17 protein-coding genes are annotated in these 21,767 nt (G+C 60.7%); 12 read left to right on the top strand and 5 right to left on the bottom strand.

What is annotated here, in order from left to right; translation table 11 throughout:
• Positions 1-147 precede the first annotated feature (147 nt).
• The 7 genes from BLV09_RS36080 to BLV09_RS36050 all read left to right on the top strand — a co-directional run bounded on the left by BLV09_RS36080 (position 148) and on the right by BLV09_RS36050 (position 7,503).
• A complete protein-coding gene (locus BLV09_RS36080) occupies positions 148-1,581 on the top strand; it encodes an MFS transporter (protein ID WP_146690814.1) in 1,434 nt (477 codons plus the stop codon).
• Between the two features lie 191 nt (positions 1,582-1,772).
• Positions 1,773-2,846, top strand: a complete 1,074-nt coding sequence (locus BLV09_RS36075) for an alpha/beta hydrolase (protein WP_244548920.1) — start codon at positions 1,773-1,775, stop codon at positions 2,844-2,846.
• Positions 2,847-3,108: 262 nt separating this feature from the next.
• Positions 3,109-3,474 carry a Rieske (2Fe-2S) protein gene (locus tag BLV09_RS36070; protein ID WP_197685014.1) on the top strand — a complete coding sequence of 122 codons (366 nt, stop codon included), beginning with the start codon at positions 3,109-3,111 and terminating at the stop codon, positions 3,472-3,474.
• Positions 3,461-3,844, top strand: a complete 384-nt coding sequence (locus BLV09_RS36065; RefSeq protein WP_146690813.1) for a hypothetical protein — start codon at positions 3,461-3,463, stop codon at positions 3,842-3,844. Before BLV09_RS36070 ends, BLV09_RS36065 begins: the two co-directional genes overlap by 14 nt.
• On the top strand, positions 3,841-5,082 hold the full coding sequence (locus BLV09_RS36060) for an amidohydrolase family protein (protein ID WP_146690812.1): 1,242 nt from the start codon (positions 3,841-3,843) through the stop codon (positions 5,080-5,082). The genes BLV09_RS36065 and BLV09_RS36060 overlap by 4 nt, the downstream gene beginning before the upstream one ends.
• 78 nt (positions 5,083-5,160) lie before the next feature.
• Positions 5,161-6,471 (top strand): MFS transporter, encoded by a 1,311-nt coding sequence (locus BLV09_RS36055; protein WP_146690811.1) that lies wholly within the window; start codon positions 5,161-5,163, stop codon positions 6,469-6,471.
• A gap of 123 nt (positions 6,472-6,594) precedes the next feature.
• Positions 6,595-7,503 (top strand): LysR family transcriptional regulator, encoded by a 909-nt coding sequence (locus BLV09_RS36050; protein ID WP_146690810.1) that lies wholly within the window; start codon positions 6,595-6,597, stop codon positions 7,501-7,503.
• 20 nt (positions 7,504-7,523) lie between these two features.
• Here BLV09_RS36050 and BLV09_RS36045 read toward each other — a convergent pair whose 3' ends face one another.
• The 4 genes from BLV09_RS36045 to msrA all read right to left on the bottom strand — a co-directional run bounded on the left by BLV09_RS36045 (position 7,524) and on the right by msrA (position 14,402).
• Positions 7,524-10,664 (bottom strand): efflux RND transporter permease subunit, encoded by a 3,141-nt coding sequence (locus tag BLV09_RS36045; protein ID WP_146690809.1) that lies wholly within the window; start codon positions 10,662-10,664, stop codon positions 7,524-7,526.
• 9 nt (positions 10,665-10,673) lie between these two features.
• On the bottom strand, positions 10,674-11,933 hold the full coding sequence (locus tag BLV09_RS36040; RefSeq protein WP_146690808.1) for an efflux RND transporter periplasmic adaptor subunit: 1,260 nt from the start codon (positions 11,931-11,933) through the stop codon (positions 10,674-10,676).
• Positions 11,934-12,085: 152 nt separating this feature from the next.
• Complete coding sequence (locus BLV09_RS36035) at positions 12,086-13,723, bottom strand: acetolactate synthase large subunit (RefSeq protein WP_146690807.1); 1,638 nt, start codon at positions 13,721-13,723, stop codon at positions 12,086-12,088.
• A gap of 166 nt (positions 13,724-13,889) precedes the next feature.
• Positions 13,890-14,402 carry a peptide-methionine (S)-S-oxide reductase MsrA gene (gene msrA, locus BLV09_RS36030; protein WP_146690806.1) on the bottom strand — a complete coding sequence of 171 codons (513 nt, stop codon included), beginning with the start codon at positions 14,400-14,402 and terminating at the stop codon, positions 13,890-13,892.
• Positions 14,403-14,821: 419 nt separating this feature from the next.
• On the opposite strand from msrA, the gene BLV09_RS36025 reads away from it, so the two are divergent.
• Together BLV09_RS36025 and BLV09_RS36020 are read left to right on the top strand one after the other, a co-directional pair.
• A complete protein-coding gene (locus BLV09_RS36025) occupies positions 14,822-15,184 on the top strand; it encodes a hypothetical protein (protein WP_146690805.1) in 363 nt (120 codons plus the stop codon).
• An 84-nt stretch (positions 15,185-15,268) separates the two neighbouring features.
• On the top strand, positions 15,269-15,526 hold the full coding sequence (locus BLV09_RS36020) for a hypothetical protein (RefSeq protein WP_146690804.1): 258 nt from the start codon (positions 15,269-15,271) through the stop codon (positions 15,524-15,526).
• An 876-nt stretch (positions 15,527-16,402) separates the two neighbouring features.
• Here the strand turns inward: BLV09_RS36020 and BLV09_RS36015 are convergent.
• A complete protein-coding gene (locus BLV09_RS36015; RefSeq protein WP_100383090.1) occupies positions 16,403-16,651 on the bottom strand; it encodes a hypothetical protein in 249 nt (82 codons plus the stop codon).
• Positions 16,652-16,879: 228 nt separating this feature from the next.
• Between BLV09_RS36015 and BLV09_RS36010 the strand changes: the two genes are divergently transcribed.
• From BLV09_RS36010 to BLV09_RS36000, 3 genes are all read left to right on the top strand, one after another.
• Positions 16,880-18,385, top strand: a complete 1,506-nt coding sequence (locus tag BLV09_RS36010; RefSeq protein ID WP_244548919.1) for an undecaprenyl-phosphate glucose phosphotransferase — start codon at positions 16,880-16,882, stop codon at positions 18,383-18,385.
• 435 nt (positions 18,386-18,820) lie between these two features.
• Positions 18,821-20,107 carry a WcaI family glycosyltransferase gene (locus BLV09_RS36005; RefSeq protein ID WP_146690802.1) on the top strand — a complete coding sequence of 429 codons (1,287 nt, stop codon included), beginning with the start codon at positions 18,821-18,823 and terminating at the stop codon, positions 20,105-20,107.
• A 531-nt stretch (positions 20,108-20,638) separates the two neighbouring features.
• A complete protein-coding gene (locus BLV09_RS36000) occupies positions 20,639-21,742 on the top strand; it encodes a glycosyltransferase family 4 protein (protein WP_146690801.1) in 1,104 nt (367 codons plus the stop codon).
• The last annotated feature ends 25 nt before the right edge of the window (positions 21,743-21,767 follow it).

Below are 21,767 nucleotides of genomic sequence, written 5' to 3'. Positions count from 1 at the left end.
GGTCGTGACGGCCAAACCGCGCCCCGTACTAAAGCATCAAAACCGGATTCCACCGTCCCCCTACACCAATGAAAAAAAACCGGGCATGCTCGCCGCATAAACAAGGGACGGTACTTCCGTCACCCATAAAAACCACGGGGAGGCACGATGACCACGATAGACCAGCCCGCGATAGACCGGCCCATGATAGATCAGCCCGCCCAAGGGCGCGCAGCTGACATCCTCGCACGCCTGGACCGGCTCCCGGGCACGCGGCATGTGTGGATGCTGATCACGCTGCTCTCGCTTGGCGGCATGTTCGAACTCTACGATCTGTTCATGACCGCCTATGTCGTCCCCGGTCTGATGAAGGCTGGATTGCTCACCAACGTGTCGGTCAGCATCTTCACCGGCCCGGCGCTGTTTGTCGCCGCCACCTTCACAGGCCTGTTCATCGGCACCTGCGGGTTCGGCTACGTCGCCGACAAATATGGGCGGCGAACGATCTTCACCTATTCGATGCTGTGGTATAGCGCGGCGACGCTGGTCATGGCGTTCCAGGATACCGGTCTTGGAGTGAGCTTGTGGCGGCTGATCGCCAGCATCGGCATCGGCGTGGAGCTGGTCACGATCGACACCTACGTCGCCGAGCTTGTGCCCAAATCAATTCGCGGTCGCGCGTTCGCCTTCAATCAGGCCGTCATGTTCTCAGTGGTGCCGATCGTGGCGTTCGTCGCCTACAAACTGGTGCCGATCAGCCCGTTTGGTTTTGACGGCTGGCGATGGGTGGTCCTGATCGGCTCGACCGGTGCACTGTTTGTCTGGTTCATTCGTCGCGCGGTACCGGAGAGCCCGCGCTGGCTCATCAACCAGGGACGGCTCGATGAGGCCGAGGCGGTGACTTCTTCGATCGAGGCGAAAGTCAGGGACGACCTCCACGGCGCGCCGTTGCCGATACCGGGAAATCATTCGACGGAGAAGGCCGAACCCCGTGGCCGCTTGGGCGAGATCTTCGCGCCGCGCTATCGCAGCCGCACCTTCATGCTGATGGTGTTCCAGTTCTTCCAGACTTTCGGCTTCTATGGCTTCGCCGCCTGGGTGCCGACACTGATCGCGCAGCAGACCGGCATCAATCTCGCCGCTAGCCTGCTCTATTCATTCATCATCGCCATCGCCAACCCGTTCGGCCCACTGCTCGCGATGACGTTCGCCGACAAGTTCGAGCGGAAATGGCAGTTAGTTGGTGCAGCTTGCTGCATCGGCACCTTCGGAATGCTGTTTTCGTTTCAGAGCGCCATGCCGTTGCTGATCCTGTTCGGCGTGCTGATCACGCTCTCGAACAACGTGCTGTCGTATTCGTTTCACAATTATCAGGCCGAGCTGTTCCCGGCCCGGATACGCGCCCGCGCCGTGGGGTTCACTTACTCGCTGAGCCGGCTCAGCGCAGTATTCGCGAGCTTCATCATCGGTTTCTTCCTGCAGACCGCAGGCACCAAGGGCGTTTTCGGCCTGATCGCGGTCGCCATGATCGTCGTGGTCGTCGCCATCGCCGGATGGGGCCCGCGCACGCTCGATCGTGAGCTTGAGGAGATCTCGCGATGACGTGATGGTCCGCGCAACGGTCGTTGTGAGAGACCGGATTGCAGAATTCGGCGCCTGTCATTAACGGCTGATTTGCGCGGTCGCATTTGCCCTCGATATGGCCGCTCACATCGAGTACTTTCCCCTGAGCGGCCACAACGGCCGTTTCCGCCAATACGCGGATAACAACAAAATGCTCAGGGGAGAGTTCGATGCCCAATATTATGCCCAATATTTCCTGGCGCCTGGCTTTGGCAGGCGTCGCCATGAGTACCGTCTTGATTAGTGCAAGCGTGCAAGCAGCGCCGAAGCTTGAAAGCAAGGATGTGATGATCCCGTCGGGCGATCCCGGGATCGAGCTGTTTGTCCGCAACAAGCATCCCGTGGGCATGCAGAAGTTCTCTTCCGACCGCATCCTCATATTCGTGCATGGCGCGACCTATCCCGCCGAGACCGCGTTCGATCTGCCGATCGAAGGCGTCTCGATGATGGACCTGATCGCCCAGCGCGGGTTCGACGTTTATCTCGTCGACGTCCGCGGTTACGGCCGCTCGACCCGACCGCCGGAGATGAACCAGCCGCCGGAAGCGAACAAGCCGATCACATCGACCGAGACGGCCGCCCACGATCTCGGCGCTGCCGTCGATTATATCCTGAAAAAACGCGGCGTCTCGAAGATCGACGTCATGGGCTGGTCGTGGGGAACCTCGATCGCGGGCATGTACACCAGCGAACACAACGCAAAAGTCGATCGCCTCGTGCTGTATGCACCGCAATGGATCCGTACCGAACCACAAGCGCCTGCGGCCGCCAACGCACCGCCGCTCGGCGCTTACCGGCTGGTCTCGAAGGATTCCGCCAAGGCGCGCTGGCTGAAAGGTGTCGCCGAAGACAAGCAGGCCACGCTAATCCCGCCGGGCGTGTTCGATGCCTGGGCCGATGCCACCTGGGCAACGGACCCGGAATCTTCAAAGCATTCGCCACCGATGCTGCGCGCGCCCAATGGCGTGTTCGACGACAACCTCAAATATTGGAGCGCGGGCAAGGCTCAATACGATCCCGGCAAGATCACCGTGCCGACATTGCTGCTGCATGCCGAATGGGACGCGGACCTGCCGAGCTATCTGGCGCAGGCCTATTTCAAGCAGCTCACCAACACGCCCTACAAGCGGCTGATCGAGCTGAGCGAAGGCACCCATACGGTGATGATGGAAAAGAACCGGATGCAGTTCTTCCACGAGCTGATGGGCTTCCTCGATGAGGAAAAGCCGCTCGCCTTGAAGTAACCGATAACGCCGGAATAGCACTCCCGCTGCGAGGCGGCGCGGCTATTCCGGCGCTCCACCCTCTCCTTCTATGGGCGTCGTCGCGATACTTGAGCAGCCGGCCGTGATCTGTGCGCGATACGCACCACGTATCGCTCCATCCGAATAAAGTATTGGCGGCAGGGTCACGCCCCGCCGAGGATGACGGGCGGCCGCGAACCCTTTCGCAGCAAGGGAACGGCCATCGATTCCGCACGTGCGAAATCAATTCAGGAGGAAGCGGATGGCCGAATACATGGCCGGCAACGTCGGCGACTATGTCGACGGTGATCGCAAGGTGGTCGTATGCGGGGATTCGGAAGTCGGCGTGTTCCGGATCGGAGACGAATTTTACGCCTGGCATAACCGATGCGCACACCGCGCCGGCCCGGTCTGCCAGGGCCGCATCATGAAGCGCGTGCTCGAGCCGGTCGCGAGCGACAAGACCACGCGGACGCAGGAATATGACGAGGCCGAAAGCCACATCATCTGTCCCTGGCACGGCTATGAATTCAGCATCAAGACCGGATTTCATCAGGGCAACAACCGGGTGCGGCTGCGCAAGGCCGAGCTGCAGATCCGGAACGGAGAGATCTATGTTAGCGTCTGAACAGGATCGCAGGAACGACCTCAAGAACCACCTCAAGAACGATCTCTATGGCTGGATCGACACCGCCGCGCCGGAATTGCTGCGCGCCTCGCGCGAACTGGTCGAGCGCGGCGAAGCCTCCCGCGTCTCGGATGAAGCGGTGGCGCAGATCCTGACCGCGGCGATCCGTCTCTATGTCGCTAAATCTGACGGCGAAGAGCGCACCTTCCCACCGATCGCAGGCACACGCGACAGCGAGATGACCCCTACCGAATTGCTTTCGGCTGTTTCCGAGATGCTGCGCGCGCTGCATCTTGGCCCGATGGAGCTGGCGCTGTGGTATCGCCGGCGACCGGATAAGGACAGCTATTTTCCGGGAAGACAATCATGAATGTTCAGGGCAAAATCGGGCCGCAATATGCGCCGGTGCAGCAGATCGACGTTCACACCGACACCCGCGACATCCTCGCCCACGCCAGACGCAACGCGCTCAAGCGCGGCCTGCAGGACTGGTTCGTCTGCGACATCGACGCCCATCACGTCGAAACCGTGTCGTGGAAAGAAATCGTCACCTATATCGAGGATCCGGTCGTTCGCGACAACGCGATGCGATTCCAGGCCGAGCGGATCGGCGCGCCGCCCTACGGGCTGAACGGCGACCTCGGACTGCGCTATCAGTCGGTCGGTGGGCGGATCCCGCATCAGGATGGTCAGGGCGAAGTCGTCAAGGAAACCGACGTCCATCGCGACGTCATCCTGACGCGGCGGGCGATGGATTCGCTTGGCATCGACAACATGGTGGTTTTTCCGACACCGATGCTGTTTCTCGGCATGCATCCGCAGCCGGAAATGGAAGTTTGGCTTGCCGGCGCCTATAATCGCTGGCTGATCGATCGAATTCTGTCCGGCGACGACCGGATCAAATCGCTGATCTACCTGCCGTTCAACACGCCCCAGGAAGCCGAGCGGACGGTCGAGCAATTAGGCGACAAGAAGGGCGTAATCGGCTTCTGCGTGACCAGCACCCGCAACAAGCCGGTGCACCACAACGACTACATGCGCCTCTATTCCATGATCGAGGAACGCGGCAAGCCGCTGGCTTTTCACGCCGGTTACCATTGGCAGGATCCGTCGCTGGCGACGGTCAACCGGTTTCTCGGCATGCACGCGCTGGGCTTTGCCTGGTGCAACATGGTCCACATGACCAACTGGGTGCTGAACGGAATTCCCGAGCGCTTCCCGAAGCTCAAGACCCTGTGGGTCGAAAGCGGGCTGGCATGGGTGCCGTTCCTGATGCAGCGGCTCGACGACCAGTATCTGATGCGCCCGTCCGAAGCTCCGCAGCTCAAGCGCATGCCCAGCGAGTACATGAACCATAATTGTTTCTATACGACCCAGCCGATGGAGACGACGCATCCGAAAGCGCTGGAAACTACCCTCGAGATGATCAAGGCCGAGACGCAACTGATGTTCTCCTCGGACTGGCCGCATTTCGATTTCGATCTGCCGCAGGAAATTTGCGACCTGCCGTTCCTGACCGAACAGGCCAAGCGCAACATTCTGGGGCTGAACGCGGCACGCATCTTCAACCTCGATCCGACGCCGGTGAAAAAATTGATGGTCGACTGACCGGGCAAAGCTCGCCGGGCGAAGCGAGCAGGCTCGAAAATCAAAAACAACAGAAAATAATTGAGGGGGAAACGGTTCATGACCACGATCACCGTCGCGGACTATACGTCCAGCCAGATCGATCGCGATGCCGCCATCAAAAAAGTATGGCGGCGCCTGATACCGTTTCTCTTCGTGCTCTACATCTTCAACTATCTCGACCGGATCAATATCGGCTTCGCCGCGCTGTCGATGAACAAGGACCTGCTGTTGACGGCGACGACCTTCGGCCTTGCCAATTCGATCTTCTATATCGGTTATGTGGCCTGCGAGATTCCGAGCAATTTGCTGATGGTACGTTACGGCGCGCGGATCTGGATCGCGCGCATCCTGGTTTCCTGGGGACTGGCTTCCGCCGCCACCATGCTTGTGGTCGGTCCCAACAGCCTTTATGTCGTCCGCTTTCTGGTCGGCGTACTCGAGGCCGGCTTCGTGCCGGGCGTCCTGCTTTATCTGACCTACTGGATTCCGAACTCGCATCGCGCGCGCGCCAATGGCTACCTGATGATGGCGCAGCCGGTCGCGATGGCGCTCGGCGCCGGCGTTTCCGGCCTCATCCTCGATCATTTGAACGGCGTGCTGGGATTGCAGGGCTGGCGCTGGCTGTTCCTGCTCGAGGGATTGCCGGCCGCGATCCTTGGCTTGGTCGCCTATGCCTATCTGACCGACAAACCCAAAGACGCAACGTGGCTCGAACAGGCCGAACAGAACACCCTGACGTCGCTGCTCGCGGACGATCAATCCTCGCCCGGCACAAAGACATCGGTCTGGAAGCAGATCGCCGAGCCGAAGATCCTGCTGCTGGCTCTGGCGTATTTTTGCCTGGTCAACACCATCAACGCCAATGCGACGTGGATCCCGACCATCGTGCGGGAAGTGTTGAAAGCCTATTCGCTGTCGCAGGTCGGTTTCGTCACCGCGATCCCGGCGATCTCAGCGCTGATCCTGATGCCGCTATGGACCCGCAGTTCCGACCGCATGCAGGAAAGGGTCTGGCACGTGGTCGCAGCACTCGGCATGGCCGCGGCCGGATGGCTGCTGGTAATCTTCTTCCCCGCGCCTGAGCTGCGGCTGGTCGGCCTGATCTTCACCGTCTCCGGCGCGTTCTGCGCCATGTGCACGTTCTGGACCTTGCCGCAATCGCTGTTGTCCGAAGCGGCGCGGCCGGCCGGAATTGGCCTGATCAGCGCGGTCGGTCTGCTGGGCTCGGCGGTGAGCCCGGCCGTGATCGGCTTCCTGCGCGATGCGACCGGCAATTTCAACGCCGGGCTATTTTACGTCACGGCGTTGCTGGCGGTGTCGATCGTGCTGGTTTTGATTGTGCCGCGCCTGCGCGCGGTAGCTGCGTAAATATCGAAGTCTGCGCCAATCCCGCTCGCCGCATGGCCTGCGGGGACCTGAATTCGTTCGTGTTTTCCGGCTCGATCCGATAGCCTGCCCCCAACTAGAATATCTGGGACGCCGGGACGGGACATGATCGAGCTGCGCCAGTTTCGGCAATTCATTGCCGTCGCAGAAGAACTCAGTTTCCGCCGTGCCGCCGACCGTTTGAACATGGCGCAGCCGCCGCTCACGGTCGCGATCAAGCAGATCGAGGAAGAACTGGGAACGCTGCTGATCGAGCGCACCAACCGGATCACGCAATTGACTCCCGCCGGCCGGGTATTCCTCGAAGAATGCCGGCGCACGGTACACCAGGCGGAGCGCGCGGTGGTGGCGGCGCGGCGCGCCGGCGCCGGATTGAGCGGCGCGCTGCGGCTAACATTCGTGGCGAGCGCCGCCCGCGAAATCCTGCCCGTTATCCTGCGCGCCTTTCGCGAGCAATATCCCGAAGTCGAGTTGACGCTCACGGAAGCGATGACGGCGCAGCAGATCGCCAAGCTTCAGGCTGATGAAGCCGACGTCGGTTTCGTGATTCCTCCGCTGCGCGATGCCGACGGGCTGAGCGTCGAGGTGCTGACGAAAAACCAGATGGTCGCGGCGCTCCCGGAAAATCATCCGCTCGCGCAGTTTCAATCGATCTCGCTATCCGATCTAGCGAACGAGCCCTGGATCATTTTTCCGGCGCGGCAAGGGCCGGGTCTGCACGAACGCGTGCTCACCGCCTGCCTGCAAGCCGGTTTCGTGCCGCGGGTCGGCCAGGAAGCCTCGCAGATGGACACCATCGCCAGCCTGGTTGCCGGCGGCATGGGTGTCGGGCTGGTCAGCCGCATCATCGCAACCGCCAACCGACCCGGCGTGGTTTTTCGTGATCTCACGGGAACAGGCGCGCCGGTCGAATACGAGCTTGCGATCGTTTATGGCCGCTCGACGCCGTTGCTCGATGCATTCACGGCCGTGGTCAGATCGCGCGCGAGCTGGACGGGATCGGCGCCGAGTTAGGCCACCTTAGGCCACCACCGTCATATCGGCGACTTCACCGGTGCTTGCTTCCGTGTCGCGAGCCAGTTTTCGAACCGCTGCACGACCACGAAGAACGCCGGCACGAACAGTACGGCTAGACAGGTCGAGGCGATCATCCCGCTGAACACGGTGATCCCGATCGATTTACGCGCGCTGGCGCCAGCGCCGGTCGCAAGCACCAGCGGCACCACGCCGAGGATGAAGGCAAAGGATGTCATCAGGATCGGGCGGAAGCGGGCCTTCGCCGCGCCGACAGCCGATTCGATGACCGACTTGCCCTCGTCGTGGAGTTCGAGCGCGACCTCGACGATCAGGATCGCATTCTTCGCCGACAGCGCGATCAGGAGGATCAGGCCGATCTGGACATAGAGGTTGTTGTCGATCTTCAGCCCTTCCAGCACCGCCATCGGGCCGAGCAGCGACAGCGGCACCGCCAATATGACGGAGATCGGCGCATACCAGCTCTCATATTGTCCGGCGAGCACGAGATAGACCAGGAGCATCGCGAGCCCGAACACGTAGTAGATCTGGCCCGACACCGCCTTCTCCTGATACGACATCGCCGTCCATTCGTATCCGGTGCCGGGTGGCAACGTCTTGTCCGCGATCTGCTCCATCAGGCTCAATGACTGGCCGGAGCTGTAGCCCTGTGCAGGCAGCCCGACGATGGTTGCGGACGGGTAGAGGTTGTAGAGGCTGATCAGCGACGGCCCGATCGTCGGCGTGATCGTGGCGACCGTGCCGATCGGGATCATATCGCCATTCTGGTTGCGCACCATCATGTTGGCGATGTCGCGCAAGGTCAGCCGGTATTGGGAATCCGCCTGTGCATAGACCTGGAACACATGGCCGAACTTGTCGAACTGGTTGACATAGGAGGAGCCAAGATACGACGCCAGCGTCGAGAACACCTGGTCCGTCGTCACATGCAACGTCTGGGTCTTGATGCGGTCGACATCGACATTGAACTGCGGCACCGTGGCGCGGAACGGCGATTGCACCCGCTGCAGCGCGCTCTGGCTCTGCGCGCTATCCACCATCGCGCCGGTGATCGCCTGCAGCTTGCCGTAATCGCTGTTGCCGTCGCGCAGCTCGACCTGCATGGCAAAGCCGGCCGCGTTGCCGATGCCCTGGATCGGCGGCGGCGGCAGCACCAGCGTGCGCGCCTCCAGGATGGTGGCGACCTTGTCGTTCAGGCCATAGACCAATGAGCGCAGATCCTCGCCCGGGCCGCGCGAGTCCCAATCCTTCAAGATGATGTAGGCGACGCCGGCATTGGCAAGGCTCGCGCTGTTGTCGAGCGCGGAGATGCCGGCAATGGTAATGACCTGCGCCACACCAGGAGTCTTGCCGACGATGTCGCTGACCCGGTCGAGCACCGTCTGGGTCCGGTCCAGCGCGGCGCCATCGGGCAATTGCACCGCGGCGATCAGATAGCCCTGATCCTCGATCGGCAGGAAGCCGGTCGGCACCCGGGAGAGGCCATAGAATCCGATGGCGATCAGGATCAGCGCGACGACGACGGACGTGGTGGCGTGCTTTGCCAGCGAGCCGATCAGCCGCACATAGCCGCGCTCGACGCGGTTATAGACATTGTTGAAGCCGCGATAGAAGAAGTTGCGCTGCTCGGGCGGCACCGGCCGGCGCAGCCACAGCGCACATTGCGTCGGCTTCAACGTCGCGGCGTTGATGGCCGAGAGCAGCGCGGTTGCCGCGATCACGAGCGCGAATTGTGCGTAGATGCGACCTGTCAGCCCCGGCAGGAACGACGCCGGCAGGAACACCGAGATCAGCACCAGCGTGATACCGACGATCGGCGCGAACAGCGCGTCCATCGCCTTGATCGCGGCGTCGTGGCCGGACATGCCCTGCTCGATATTGTGCGCCGCGCCCTCAACGACGACGATGGCGTCGTCGACCACGATGCCGATCGCGAGCACAATCGCAAACAGCGTCGACAGGTTGATGGTGAAACCGAGCGCGGCCATCGCCGCGAACGCGCCGATGATGGTGACCGGCACGGTCGTCGCCGGCACCAGCATCGCGCGCCAGTCCTGCAGGAACACCAGGATCACGACCAGCACCAGGAGGCCGGCCTCGATCAGGGTCTTGTAGACCTCGTTGATCGAGGCGTTGACGAATTTGGTGGTGTCGAACGGTGTGTCGTATTTGATACCTTGCGGGAAGTTGCGCGCCAGCTGCGCCATCTTCTTCTCGACCGCATGCTCGACTTCGAGCGCGTTAGCGCCAGGCGATTGGAATATGCCGATGCCGGTGGCAGGCTGGTTGTTGAGCGAGAAGATCTGGCCGTAGGTCTGCGCGCCCAGCTCGACCGAGCCGATGTCGCGTACCCGCGTCACGTCGCCATTGTTGCCGGTCTTGACAATGATGTCCTCGAACTGGCTGGCGTCGTCGAGGCGGCCGTTGACGTTGAGGGTGACCTGGAACGCCTGTCCGGGCGGCGTCGGCGGCGTTCCGACCTGGCCCGCGGTGACCTGCTGGCTCTGCTGCTGGACCGCCTGGATGACGTCCTGAGGCATCAGGCTGCGCGCCTGCAGCTTGTTCGGATCAAGCCAGATGCGCATGGAATACTGCCCGGCGCCGAACACCGTAACGTTGCCGACGCCCGGCACGCGCGACAGCTCGTCCCGGATGTTGATGGTGGCATAGTTGCTCAGATAGAGGCTGTCATATTTCTTGTCGGGCGAGGTGAGCGTGACGAAGAGCAGGATCGACGTCGATTTCTTTTGGACCGTGACGCCCTGATTCTGCACCGACGCCGGCAGTTGTGCGAGCGCGCTCGCGACGCGGTTCTGCACCAGCACCTGCGCGAAGTTGAGGTCGGTGCCGATCTTGAAGGTCACGGTCAAGGTATAGGTGCCGTCCGAAGCGGCATAGGACTGCATGTAAAGCATGTCCTCGACGCCATTGACCTGCTGCTCGATCGGCAGCGCTACGGTATCGACCACGGTCTTGGCGCTGGCGCCCGGATAGCGCGTCGTCACCTGCACCGTCGGCGGCACCACATCCGGATACTGCGCGATCGCAAGGCTGAACAGCGCGACGCCACCGATCAGGATCATCAGCAAGGCGATGACGTTGGAAAGAACCGGCCGCTCGATGAAGAATTTGGAGATCATGGCCCGGCCCTATTTAGCGGATGCGGCAGGCGTATCTATCTTCTGCAGTTGCGGGTCGACCTTCTCGCCCGGGATCGCCCGCAACAGGCCGGCGACCACGACGCGGTCTTCCGGCTTCAGACCGTCCTCGATCACGCGCAAGCCGCCATCTTCGAGCAGACCGGCCTGCACATGGCGCTGCTCGACCACGTTCTCGCCGTTAGCCACCAGCAAATAGCGCCCGCCCTGATCACTGCCGAGCGAGGTGTCGGGGACCAGCAGGGCGTCGCCCATTTGGTCATAGGGAACGCGCACCCGCACGAAATAGCCGGGCAGCATCTGCCGGTTGGGATTGGGCACGATGCCGCGGACGGGAAGCGTGCCGGTCGACTGGTTGATAATCGGCGCGATGTAGTCGAGCTTGCCCTCGTGCGGATAGCCCTGCTCGGTCTGCAACCCGACCTGGACCGGGAGCTGGCGCAGCTCGGCCACCGTGACGCCGCGGCGGGCCGCCTCGGCGCGAATCCGCAGCACGTCCTGCTCGTTGACATTGAAGTTCACATAGATCGGGTCGAGCGCCACGATGCTGGCGAGCTGTGTCGGCGACGCCGCGCCGACCAGTTCGCCGACGGAGACCAGATGCGCCGACACGTAGCCGTCGAACGGCGCGGTGACCTTGGTGTAGCCGTAATTGACTTCGGCGATCCTGGTGTTGGCCTGCGCCTGCGCCAGATTGGCTCGCGCGTTGTCGCGATTGGCGGTGGAGCTGTCGAGGGTTGCCTGCGACACCGCCTGGCGCGCGACCAGGTCGCTCTGCCGCTGGAAATCGAGGTCGGCCTGCTTCAGCGAGGCCTGGGCACCGGCTTGCGCCGCCTGCGCCTGGTCGAGCTTCAGCTTGTAGGTCTCGGGCTCGATCGTGAACAGCACCGTGCCTTCTTTCACGAAGTCGCCGTCCTTGTAGTTGATCGACTCCAGAAAGCCCTGCACCCGCGCCACCAGATCGACGGATTTGACCGCCGCCGTATTGCCGGTCGCTTCCAGATAGCGTGTGACCGCGCGTTTCACCGGCACGGCGACCTCAACCTTGGGCGGCGGCGGCGGCACGAAGGTGTTCTGTTCGCAGCCGGTCAGCAGGATGACCGATAGCCCAATGACGGCAGCATGAATACCGCCGGAAGACGCCGCGCGGCGCGCATAGCGGTCAAACGCCGCGCAGGCTGGTTGATGCCAAGGCTTCATCCCCTCGCCCCAATCGGTTGGCCACGCAGGCAGATCCGCGAGGGAACTCATAACACAATCCGTCCGCGATGGAACCCGAAAGCGCAGAGATCGTGTCGCGGCAACGTGTGGCATCAGGGGCGCGTTGCGCGACGCAGCATCAGGCTTCCCAAAACTGTCACATAATTAGCGCGAAGCGGCTTTGGAATTCCGAATTGGCGCCATCAACGGTCACTGCGCTTGGGTAATTCTTCCACCAGCACGCGCATGTTCTCGCTGTAGTCGACGGGGACGACGACAAGATGCACGCCCTTGCCGTCCAGCGCGGCTTTCAGCGTCGGCAGAAACTCCGCGACAGAGCCGACACGCGAACCCTTCGCGCCATAGGCCTTCGCGTAAGCCACGAAATCGGGATTGCCGAATTTCAGGCCGAAATCCGCGAAGTGATCGGCCTGCTGCTTCCAGCGGATCATACCGTAGGCATGGTCCTCGAGAATGAGCACGGTGATGTTGACGCCGAGACGGACCGCCGTCTCCATTTCCTGCGAATTCATCATGAAGCCGCCATCGCCGCACACCGCCAGCACTTTTCTTTCGGGGTGGATCAGCGCGGCCGCGATCGCGGAAGGAAGCCCCGCGCCCATGGTCGCAAGCGCATTGTCGAGCAGCAGCGTGTTGGCGACGCTGGTGCGGTAATTGCGCGCGAACCAGATTTTGTACATGCCGTTATCGAGCGTCACGATTCCGTCCGGCGGCACCGCCTCTCGCACGTCATGGACGATGCGCTGCGGCGTCAGCGGGAAGCGATCCTCGGTCGAACGTTCCGCGAGCTTGGTCAGGATTTTCTCGCGCAGGCCCAACAGCGCGCCGGCATTGGGCAGCTTGCCTTCCAGCCGGCCTGCGAGCGCGGCAAGGCTGGCGCCGACGTCGCCGACGATCTCGGCCTCCGGGAAATACACCTGTTCGACGGTCGCCGGCGTAGCACCAATGTGGACCACGCGAGGCCCGTTCTCGTTCATGATGAACGGCGGCTTCTCGACCGTGTCGTGCCCGATGGAGATGATGAGGTCCGCCTCGTCGACGGCTTCGTGGATCCAGTCGCGTTCCGACAGCGCCGCGGTCCCCATATAGAGGTTGGACCCGGCATTCACCGCGCCCTTCCCCATCTGCGTGTTGAAGAACGGAATGCCGAGACGGCGGACGAATTGCGACAGCGGCTCGGCCAATTGAGGACGGCTCGCTGCCGCGCCCAACATCACCAGCGGCCTTTGCGCGGCCGTGATCATCGCCGCGGCGCGCTCGATCGCCACCGCCGGCGCCACCGCCAGCTCCACCGGATGCGGCGGGATGATCTGCGCCGTCGCCCGGTCGGACGCCACATCCTCGGGCAGTTCGAGATGCACCGGGCCCGGCCGTTCCTGCTGGGCCACGCGGAAGGCATCACGCACCAGGGTCGGAATGCTCTGTGCCGAGACGATCTGTGTCGCCATCTTGGTCAGCGGCCGCATCGTCGCGACGATATCGACGATCTGGAATTTGGCCTGTCGGCTGGTGTGGATGGCCTTTTGCCCCGTGATCATCACCATCGGCATCGCGCCCAAATCCGCATAGGCCGCACTTGTCGTCAGATTGAGCGCGCCGGGACCAAGGGTGGTCAGGCATACGCCCGCTCGGCCGGTCAGCCGGCCATAGGTCGCCGCCATGAATCCGGCCGCCTGTTCGTGGCGGGTGATCACGAGCTTGATGCTGGAGCTGCGCAGCGACTCCAGGACATCGAGATTTTCTTCGCCGGGAATGGCGAAGATATATTCCACGCCTTCGCTCTCGAGCGCCCGGACCAGCAGATCTGAACCCTTCGTCATCGCAACACTCCTCGGACGCCATCCCTGCCGGAAACGATGTTAGCAAGATCGCTGCGAAGCCGATATGTCCGTTGTCTCCTGCCGGTATGAAAACGCCGCCGGCCTTTTCAGGCCGACGACGTGATAATGTAACCGCACGCGTAGGCGGCAGCGTCCGCTGAACGAACTACCCAGCCATCCGCCGCGGAAGTTTCCATCCCGGGCGGACAAAGTGACAGGTGTAACCGTCCGGATAACGCTCAAGATAATCCTGATGCTCGGGCTCGGCCTCCCAGAAGTCACCGACGGCGGCGACTTCGGTCGTCACCTTGCCTGGCCACAGACCGGATGCCTCGACATCGGCGATGGTATCGCGCGCAACCCGCTCCTGTTCCGGGCTGGTATAGAAGATCGCCGAACGATAGCTGGTTCCGATATCGTTGCCCTGACGGTTGCGCGTCGTCGGATCATGGATCTGGAAGAAAAATTCAAGGATATCCCTGAAGCTCATGACCCGGGGATCGAAAATAATCTCGATCGCCTCCGCATGGGTGCCATGGTTGCGATAGGTCGCATTCTTGACATCGCCACCTGAATAACCGACGCGTGTGGATATGACGCCGGGCTTGCGACGGATCAGATCCTGCATTCCCCAGAAACAACCTCCCGCCAGAACGGCGCGTTCTGTATTTGTCGTCATCGGTGTTTCTCCGTATTCGCCGCGAATTGGACGGCCCTGCCGAAGCGCGCTGGCGCGATCCGGCCGGACTGAAGCGTACCATAGATGTGGGTCGGATCGAGCCCATGCAAGAAGCGGTTATCGGCCCACGGTCTCCCTCCGACGGCCGTCAAGGCTTCCTTCGGAAGCCCTAATCATTGCGTTTCAATGCAGGCGACGGCTTGAGCACGGAGTCCCGCCGCATGGCGGTCACGATCAGCAAGCCCACAAGCGCGAGGGCATATGAAAATCACGGGAATTGCGTTAGCAGTATCGGGAATACGCCCACCGCAAAGGTCTGCTGTCTCTCGAGAGCAAGGGTGCGAATGGCTGGACTTCTCCATTTTAAGTGCGGTTCATCCGGCACGTGCTTTGGCCGGAGAGAGTTCTCTTGGCCCAGAATGATTGCCTTCGGCCTTCTTTTATCCTTGCCCATCGCCAGACCGTGCGCGGCCCAGGATGCGCTTGCGGACCCGACCGTCGAGCCCGAGGTTCAGCCGGAAATCTCGCGGCAGGAATGGCTCGTAAGGGTGCAAGAGGCAAAGCGGAAAGCCAGGGAAGTTGCCGCGGAAAGAAGGAGCCATCCCGATCTGTATGCCCCCTCGCCTGAAGATCAGGCGCACGTCGCGAGCGAGCGTGCGCTCAATGACGGCAGCCTGCAACCTGGCGACATTGTCTCGACGGACAAGGGCTTGTTCGTCTTCCGCGGGCGGCTTGATCAGCATCCCACCAGTGAAGACTTCGTTCAGATACCGCGCCGATAAACCGGATCCTAACGAAGCTGCCTTACCGTGCGGCGGCAACTGAAGCCTGCGCGAACGACCACTGGGCAGCACGGAATGAAGCGAATGACCGTTTCCACGATTTCACGAGCGGCCAAGCTTGCAATCATTGCAACGCTGGCGGTGCCGCTGCGCCCCGTGGAAGTTTTCGCGGCGCCAAGCGCCGAAGTCGCCAAGCGCTGCGTTCACTATGCCTATATCCTTTATCCCTGGAAGCGTCCGGGGGCGGGACCCATGAGCGGCGACCGGCAGGCTTATGTGAACGACTGCTTTGCAAAGAATGGCGACGTCCCGGTACCCGTGCCGCCTGCACCGAAGCACTGATTTGCGGGCCCCCCGGCGAACCGGTCCCTATCTGCGGACACGGGCGCGATAGCCCGGGTACCGGTAGATAGGCTGCAGCTGGACCGTCCCTTGGCGGCGGGTGTGCGACGTGTTCGGAACGGCGGTTGAAGGTGCTGGTTCATCGCGCGGGCGAATGGGAAATACCATGCTCGGGACAGGATTCGACGGATCCTTTGTGCCCTGTGCCCAAACCGTCCCGCTCCCCATCGAGACACCAAACATAGTGATCCAGAGCAGCTTCGATATGCGCATGGTTCAGCCTCAATCTAACTAACGCGAGCGACTGGCACGAGTTCCAGTAGCCGACACATTACCAGTGCCAGACATTTCCTGAGCCAGTCCTGTGCCAGACATAAGATGTCAGGCTGAAAAATGCTCTCCAGCGCGTTAGACGGCCGCAGCCGGCTTCTTTGGTCCTTGCGTTTTGCCGCAGCGAACCAGGCCGTGCGAATGTCTCACTTGAGCGTTGGGCGATTCCGCGAGGCCAAGCGAGCTGCGACAATGCAGTTAATCAGGCCCCATATCCCCAACGACACCCATACGAGCGTACCCATAACTCCCCATCTGCACCCGCCCCAATTTTTTTATTTTCTATTTGTGTCATCGTGGATTTAGATTCGCAAAATTCCAAGGGGAATTTTTAGGCCGTGCGAAGACTGACCACTCAACTAAAAGTGGTATCAGGCGCAAGCTAGGCCAGATAGCCGTCTCGAACTTGCGGGTGCCGACTGGATTGCGTCGGAGTGGATCAGGCACGATCACGCCCGAACGGAGCGCCCGCGGGAAAGCCCGATCATCGGCCTTTCGATAACCTCAATCCTGAAGCGCCTGGTCTGAGGCGCTGAGCCCGGCCGTTTACCGGCAGACCCAAACCCGACGAAGGCGCGGACCCGAACGGGTTTCGACCTCGACGTACCGGACGCAATGTCCCCAGCCGGTGAAGCCGAAGGGATATGGCCTAGCGAAAAACGACACATCAAGAACATCGCGTTGCGCGACAGCGGACGGCTGGAGCGAGTTCACAGGCCCGAACGCCAGGGCCGAACTTGCGCTCACCATCAACCCGACCGCGAACACGCCCAGGATGCCAAACTTGCGAACCATCAACCTGCTCCCCCAAGCTCATCGAACCATATCGATGCGCCAATTACTAACACTCGGGCGCTCTCGAAACAAACGGAAGTCTTTTTAGTAACATAATACCTTTAATATCGCCCTAAGCGGTAACGTTAAGGGTGACAACCAGTTGAAAATATATGATAAATTATCGATAGAACGAGTTAGCGAAATATTAGCCAATTAATATTGCGACCCGCAGATCAGGGCCATCTTATGAGTAACGTACCGGGTCTTTCGCGACTCGCGCCGCCCGATGCAAAAGCGGCATCAATGGAGATTCCGCCTGGTTCAGGCGAAATTCCGCGAAGAACCTGGAAAGAGCTGCTCCGCCCCCAATTCATTGAACACTCTGTCCTGGTCGCCGACTACGTCTTCATCGTATTGGCGAGCCTCGTCTTCAGCCTGACCTATCACTTGATAGCGACGGGCGACATCAACAACGAAAAAGCCTTCTTCTCGATCGGGATCATCGTTGCCGCCAATTTTACCGCGATGATGGCGGCCCGGCGGAACTACCGCCTGAAAAATCTGACGCTGCTGACCAGGCAGGCCAGGGACACGATCATCATCTGGTGTGGCGTGTTTGGCACGCTTACCGTGGTGGCCTTCACGCTGAAGGTCAGCAATGAATTTTCGCGCGGCGCTGCAACCTTGTTCTTCGCCGGTGGACTGGCGACGCTGTTGTCCTGGCGCTATCTGGTCGCAAACCGGATTTCCCATGCGCTGGCCAACGGTTCGTTCGCGCGGAAAAAGATCATCATTATTACGGAACGGGGTCTGAACGCTTCGTCTCGTCCGCTGAACGAACTGCGACGCTACGGCTATCACCCCATCCAAACCTGCGAGGTATCGAAAGATGAGATTTCTTCGCTTGTTATCACCGGCTCGCTACGGTCGAAACTCGCCGATGTCATCGAGCTCGCGAAATGCGAGCAGATCGAAGACATTTATCTTCTGATCGGCTGGCAGCATCGCCACGCCATCGACGGCATTCTGAGCGCGCTGGCTGTGCTTCCGATCTCGGTTCATCTGATCCCCGATGAGAGCGCGGCACGCTTCCTGAACCATCCGATCTCGAATGTCGGAAGCACCTGGACAACCGAACTGCAGCGCGCGCCGATGACGCGCGCCGAGCTTGCAGCCAAACGCGTCTTCGACGTCGGCCTGGCAACGGCGGCCCTCATAACGTTACTGCCGTTGATGCTGGTCACCGCGCTGCTGATCAAGCTCGATTCACGCGGCCCGGTGCTGTTCCTGCAGAAACGCAATGGCTTCAACGGCCGCGCCTTCAATATTTTCAAGTTCAGAACCATGCACGTTCTTGAAGATGGCCCCGTGATCCAGCAGGCGACCCGGAACGATCCGCGTGTCACCCGCCTCGGCCGCTGGCTGCGCCGGTCCAGCATCGACGAACTGCCGCAACTATTGAACGTAATTCTGGACGACATGTCTCTCGTTGGCCCCCGCCCCCACGCCACGTCGCACAACTCCGAATACGAGAAGGTGATCGCAAATTACGCGTTCCGGCATCACGTCAAGCCGGGCCTGACAGGATGGGCTCAGGTCAACGGCCTGCGCGGCGAGACGACTCAGATCGAGCAGATGGAGCGCCGCGTCGAGCACGATCTCTGGTACATCAATAACTGGAGCCCGTTACTCGACCTGAGAATTGTCCTCCAGACCATCGTCACGGCGCTCCGCCAGACCACAGCCTACTGAGCGGAACCGCCTGACAAAACATCCTGCGCCGCCGTCGACCGTCCGCGCGACAGAGCCGACCGGGATAGAAACCAACAGCCGAACAAAACGCCTGCAATGTTAACGCTGTCGCCGGAATTGTGTTACTTCGCAGGCGCGGAATGTTAGGGGTGAAGGACAAGTAAATATGTTTGCCCTGACGTCCTCTTTTGAAGGAAATGATGTGATCGAGCGTGTCGGGTTGGTTATAGCTGCGACCAGCCAAACAGCGCACTCTCAGCGGAATCGCTGCACAACAAAGGATGAATCGCCCACCGCGTCAGGCAAGGAATATCGTCTTTAAAATAGACTGGATGAAAATTACCAACTGGTCGCCGTCGGGTTACCGCCCAACACGTTGTTGGGGCAGACGAGCAGGTTAGTTGTTTTCTCGATGGGTGGTCGGAGCTTTACTTTATGCGGATTCTGCTGGTTGGCATTAACTACGCTCCCGAGCTAATAGGTGTGGCCAAGTACAATACCGAGTTGTGCGAATCCCTCGCCTCCGCCGGCCATGAGGTTCGTGTTGTAACCGCGCCCCCGTATTATCCGGAATGGAACATCCCGCGGGCGTATCGCAGCTGGCGCTACCAGGCCGAGACGATCAACAACGTATCCGTCAAACGATCACCGATCTATGTCCCCAAAACGCCCACGGGCGCCAAGCGTCTCGTCCATCATGCGTCGTTTGCGCTGACGAGCGCGTGGCCGGTCATTTCAGAATCGCTTCGCTGGCGGCCGGACGTGGTTTTTTCGGTCGCGCCATCCTTGATGTCGGCAGCGTTCACCGCCTGGATCGCGCGCCGGACCGGCGCATTTTCGTGGCTTCACGTGCAGGACTTCGAGGTGGACGCCGCATTCGATCTCGGTATCCTCAGCAACAAAGGCCTGCGAAGCAGAATGGTCACCGTCGAACGCGCGATCCTGCGATCCTTCGACTGCGTATCGACGATCTCGCCGCAAATGCTCGACCGCCTTGCGCACAAGGGCGTGGACCCTGAGAAGATCCGCGAATTCCGCAATTGGACCGACACCAGTCAAATCTCGCCCGGCGACGGGTCCACGAGCTTCCGAAAAGAACTTCATCTTGCAGATGCCGATTTCGTAGGCCTCTACTCCGGGACGATGTCCAACAAGCAGGGCCTCGATCTGATTATCGAGGCTGCCAGAGAGTTGCAGCAGAGCGATCCGAATGTTCGATTTGTCCTGTGCGGCGAGGGTCCGCACAAAGCCACGCTGCAAGGCCTGGCAGCCGGCCTGACCAATGTTCAGTTTCTGGGATTGCAGGCGGATGATCGCTTCGCGGAGCTGCTCAGAACCGCCGATTTTCATTTAATTCCACAGAAGGCCGAAGCGGCCGATCTGGTGCTGCCGTCGAAGCTCGGCGGCATTTTCGCCACCGGCCGGCCGGTGATTGCGATGAGCAGGCCGAACACGGGACTGGCCAATGAAGTCGCCGGCGCCGGCCTTGTCATTCCGCCGGGCGACACGCACGCGCTCGCGGCCGCCGTACGCACGCTGGCCGGTGACCCCCAACTCTGTTCTGCCCTTGGCAAGGGCGCCCGGGAAATAGCACTCTCGCGATGGGACAAGACGGCTATCCTGGCTGCGCTCGAACAAACGCTGGTGGCGTCCCGCGAGCTTAGGAAAACCGCGACATCGCGGTTACCGCTCTCGCCGGCACAACCACGGGCCACAAAATAACACCGGCACTGACCAAGCCGGAATATACGATCGGTTGAATCGATTAAGTACTCGACAGTCGGTGCCATTGCGGGCAGGTAAATGGGCCTGGAGCGACGCGCGAGACTGGACTTGTGAAGCGACGTATTGGGCGGCAGGCAGGAATAAATACGGTGACTTGAAGAGCAGCCGGACAAAGCTGGTAATTAAGAAATCAGACACATCCTGAAACAATCATCATTCAGGCGGCGTCAGATTTCACAGTGGATGAGTTGATCCACTCCGATGGATAAAACATAAAGTTGGTCGTTGCATGAGCATGAAGATCTTCGTTTATTGAAATGGCGCACAACGTTGTTGGGCCCTCGGCCGCCAATGCTCGATAATTTCATGGGCAGCAACCGAACGCTGGTCGTTCGGTCACTGACGGCGGCAGGCTCGGGAGTAGTCACCAGGGTATTTGGTCTCATCGTCGCCAGCGTAGCGCTGATTTCGAGCGCGCCGGGCGCTGAGGCTCCAACACTTTCTGATCGAGCGGGTTGATCGTTTGTCATGCGTATTACGTGTTTAGTCAAACGGTGGGATCACCACACGGATTCCGGGGGCTATGACCGCCTGGCGTCTGCCGTCGGCGCAAAAGTCATTAAACAAAAACGGCTGACCGGAAATAAGTCGCGGGTCGTTAAGAAGCTCTGGAGCAGCGTGGCCAACACCGATGCCTACCTGCTGGACTATCGGCTGGAAGACCGGTTGGCCGAACAGCGACTCCTGGCCGGAAGCATGGTCAATCCCCCCGACGTGGTGCACGTGCTATACGGGGACGAGCAGTTGGATTTCCTGCTTCGCTGGCGAAGCTTGCTCCGTTGTCCGCTGGTGGCCACCTTCCACTTGCCGGCCGAGCGTACTGCACCGAGGTTCGAGCATTTTCAGGCCAAGGAGATCAAGGGCATCGACGCGGCAATCGTACTGGCGAGAAGCGAAATAGCGAGTTTCGAGCGCTGGTTCGGTGCGGACAAGGTCGTCTATGTTCCCCACGGGATCGACACGGCGCGGTTTCGGCCGGGTGAACGTCAATCACGTCATGACGAGCTGAGAGTCCTTATCGTCGGAGAACACATGAGAGATTGGGAGGTTGCGCATCGGGTGATCGACGAAGCACGACACCACGATCTCGACATACAATTCGACGTCGTGACTCGGCCCGATGTATTTCCCTATTTTACCGGTTGCTCAAACCTCACCCTGCACTCCCATATCCCCGAAGCCAGGCTTATCGAACTGTATCAAGAGGCTGACCTGCTGTTCCTGCCTCTCAAAGGCTCCACCGCCAACAACTCGTTGCTGGAAGGCCTTGCCTGCGGAACACCCGCGATCGTGAGCGATATCGGCGGCATACCCGATTACATGAGCAACGACTCTGGCTGGCTGATTCCAGAGGGTGACGCCGTCTCTGCCTTCGAGTTGATCAAGCAGCTTTGCGCCGACCGGGATCTGGCTCGTTCGCGACGAGATGGAGCCAGACACCAGGCACTCAAATTCGATTGGCGGCAAGTCGCCGAACGACTGTCGATCGTATATTCCGCGGTAAAGGCCGGCCGGTCGCCTGCTGCGGCGATGAAGGAATTTGAACAGAATATTGTCGTGCCGGCTAAGTGAAGCACGGCAGGATCGCAAAAATCAG

Source organism: Bradyrhizobium canariense, assembly GCF_900105125.1.
GTDB classification, from domain to species: domain Bacteria; phylum Pseudomonadota; class Alphaproteobacteria; order Rhizobiales; family Xanthobacteraceae; genus Bradyrhizobium; species Bradyrhizobium canariense_A.
Note: the sequence above shows the minus strand (reverse complement) of the source record. Positions and strands in the feature narration are given on the sequence as shown.

Coding starts and splice junctions, on each gene's coding strand:
- BLV09_RS36070 (WP_197685014.1), top strand. CDS start 3,109: ATGGCCGAATACATGGCCGGCAACGTCGGCGACTATGTCGACGGTGAT.
- BLV09_RS36005 (WP_146690802.1), top strand. CDS start 18,821: ATGCGGATTCTGCTGGTTGGCATTAACTACGCTCCCGAGCTAATAGGT.
- BLV09_RS36065 (WP_146690813.1), top strand. CDS start 3,461: ATGTTAGCGTCTGAACAGGATCGCAGGAACGACCTCAAGAACCACCTC.
- BLV09_RS36050 (WP_146690810.1), top strand. CDS start 6,595: ATGATCGAGCTGCGCCAGTTTCGGCAATTCATTGCCGTCGCAGAAGAA.
- BLV09_RS36035 (WP_146690807.1), bottom strand. CDS start 13,723: ATGACGAAGGGTTCAGATCTGCTGGTCCGGGCGCTCGAGAGCGAAGGC.
- BLV09_RS36060 (WP_146690812.1), top strand. CDS start 3,841: ATGAATGTTCAGGGCAAAATCGGGCCGCAATATGCGCCGGTGCAGCAG.
- BLV09_RS36055 (WP_146690811.1), top strand. CDS start 5,161: ATGACCACGATCACCGTCGCGGACTATACGTCCAGCCAGATCGATCGC.
- BLV09_RS36000 (WP_146690801.1), top strand. CDS start 20,639: ATGCGTATTACGTGTTTAGTCAAACGGTGGGATCACCACACGGATTCC.
- BLV09_RS36015 (WP_100383090.1), bottom strand. CDS start 16,651: ATGGTTCGCAAGTTTGGCATCCTGGGCGTGTTCGCGGTCGGGTTGATG.
- BLV09_RS36040 (WP_146690808.1), bottom strand. CDS start 11,933: ATGAGTTCCCTCGCGGATCTGCCTGCGTGGCCAACCGATTGGGGCGAG.
- BLV09_RS36075 (WP_244548920.1), top strand. CDS start 1,773: ATGCCCAATATTATGCCCAATATTTCCTGGCGCCTGGCTTTGGCAGGC.
- BLV09_RS36045 (WP_146690809.1), bottom strand. CDS start 10,664: ATGATCTCCAAATTCTTCATCGAGCGGCCGGTTCTTTCCAACGTCATC.
- BLV09_RS36020 (WP_146690804.1), top strand. CDS start 15,269: ATGACCGTTTCCACGATTTCACGAGCGGCCAAGCTTGCAATCATTGCA.
- msrA (WP_146690806.1), bottom strand. CDS start 14,402: ATGACGACAAATACAGAACGCGCCGTTCTGGCGGGAGGTTGTTTCTGG.
- BLV09_RS36025 (WP_146690805.1), top strand. CDS start 14,822: ATGATTGCCTTCGGCCTTCTTTTATCCTTGCCCATCGCCAGACCGTGC.
- BLV09_RS36080 (WP_146690814.1), top strand. CDS start 148: ATGACCACGATAGACCAGCCCGCGATAGACCGGCCCATGATAGATCAG.
- BLV09_RS36010 (WP_244548919.1), top strand. CDS start 16,880: ATGAGTAACGTACCGGGTCTTTCGCGACTCGCGCCGCCCGATGCAAAA.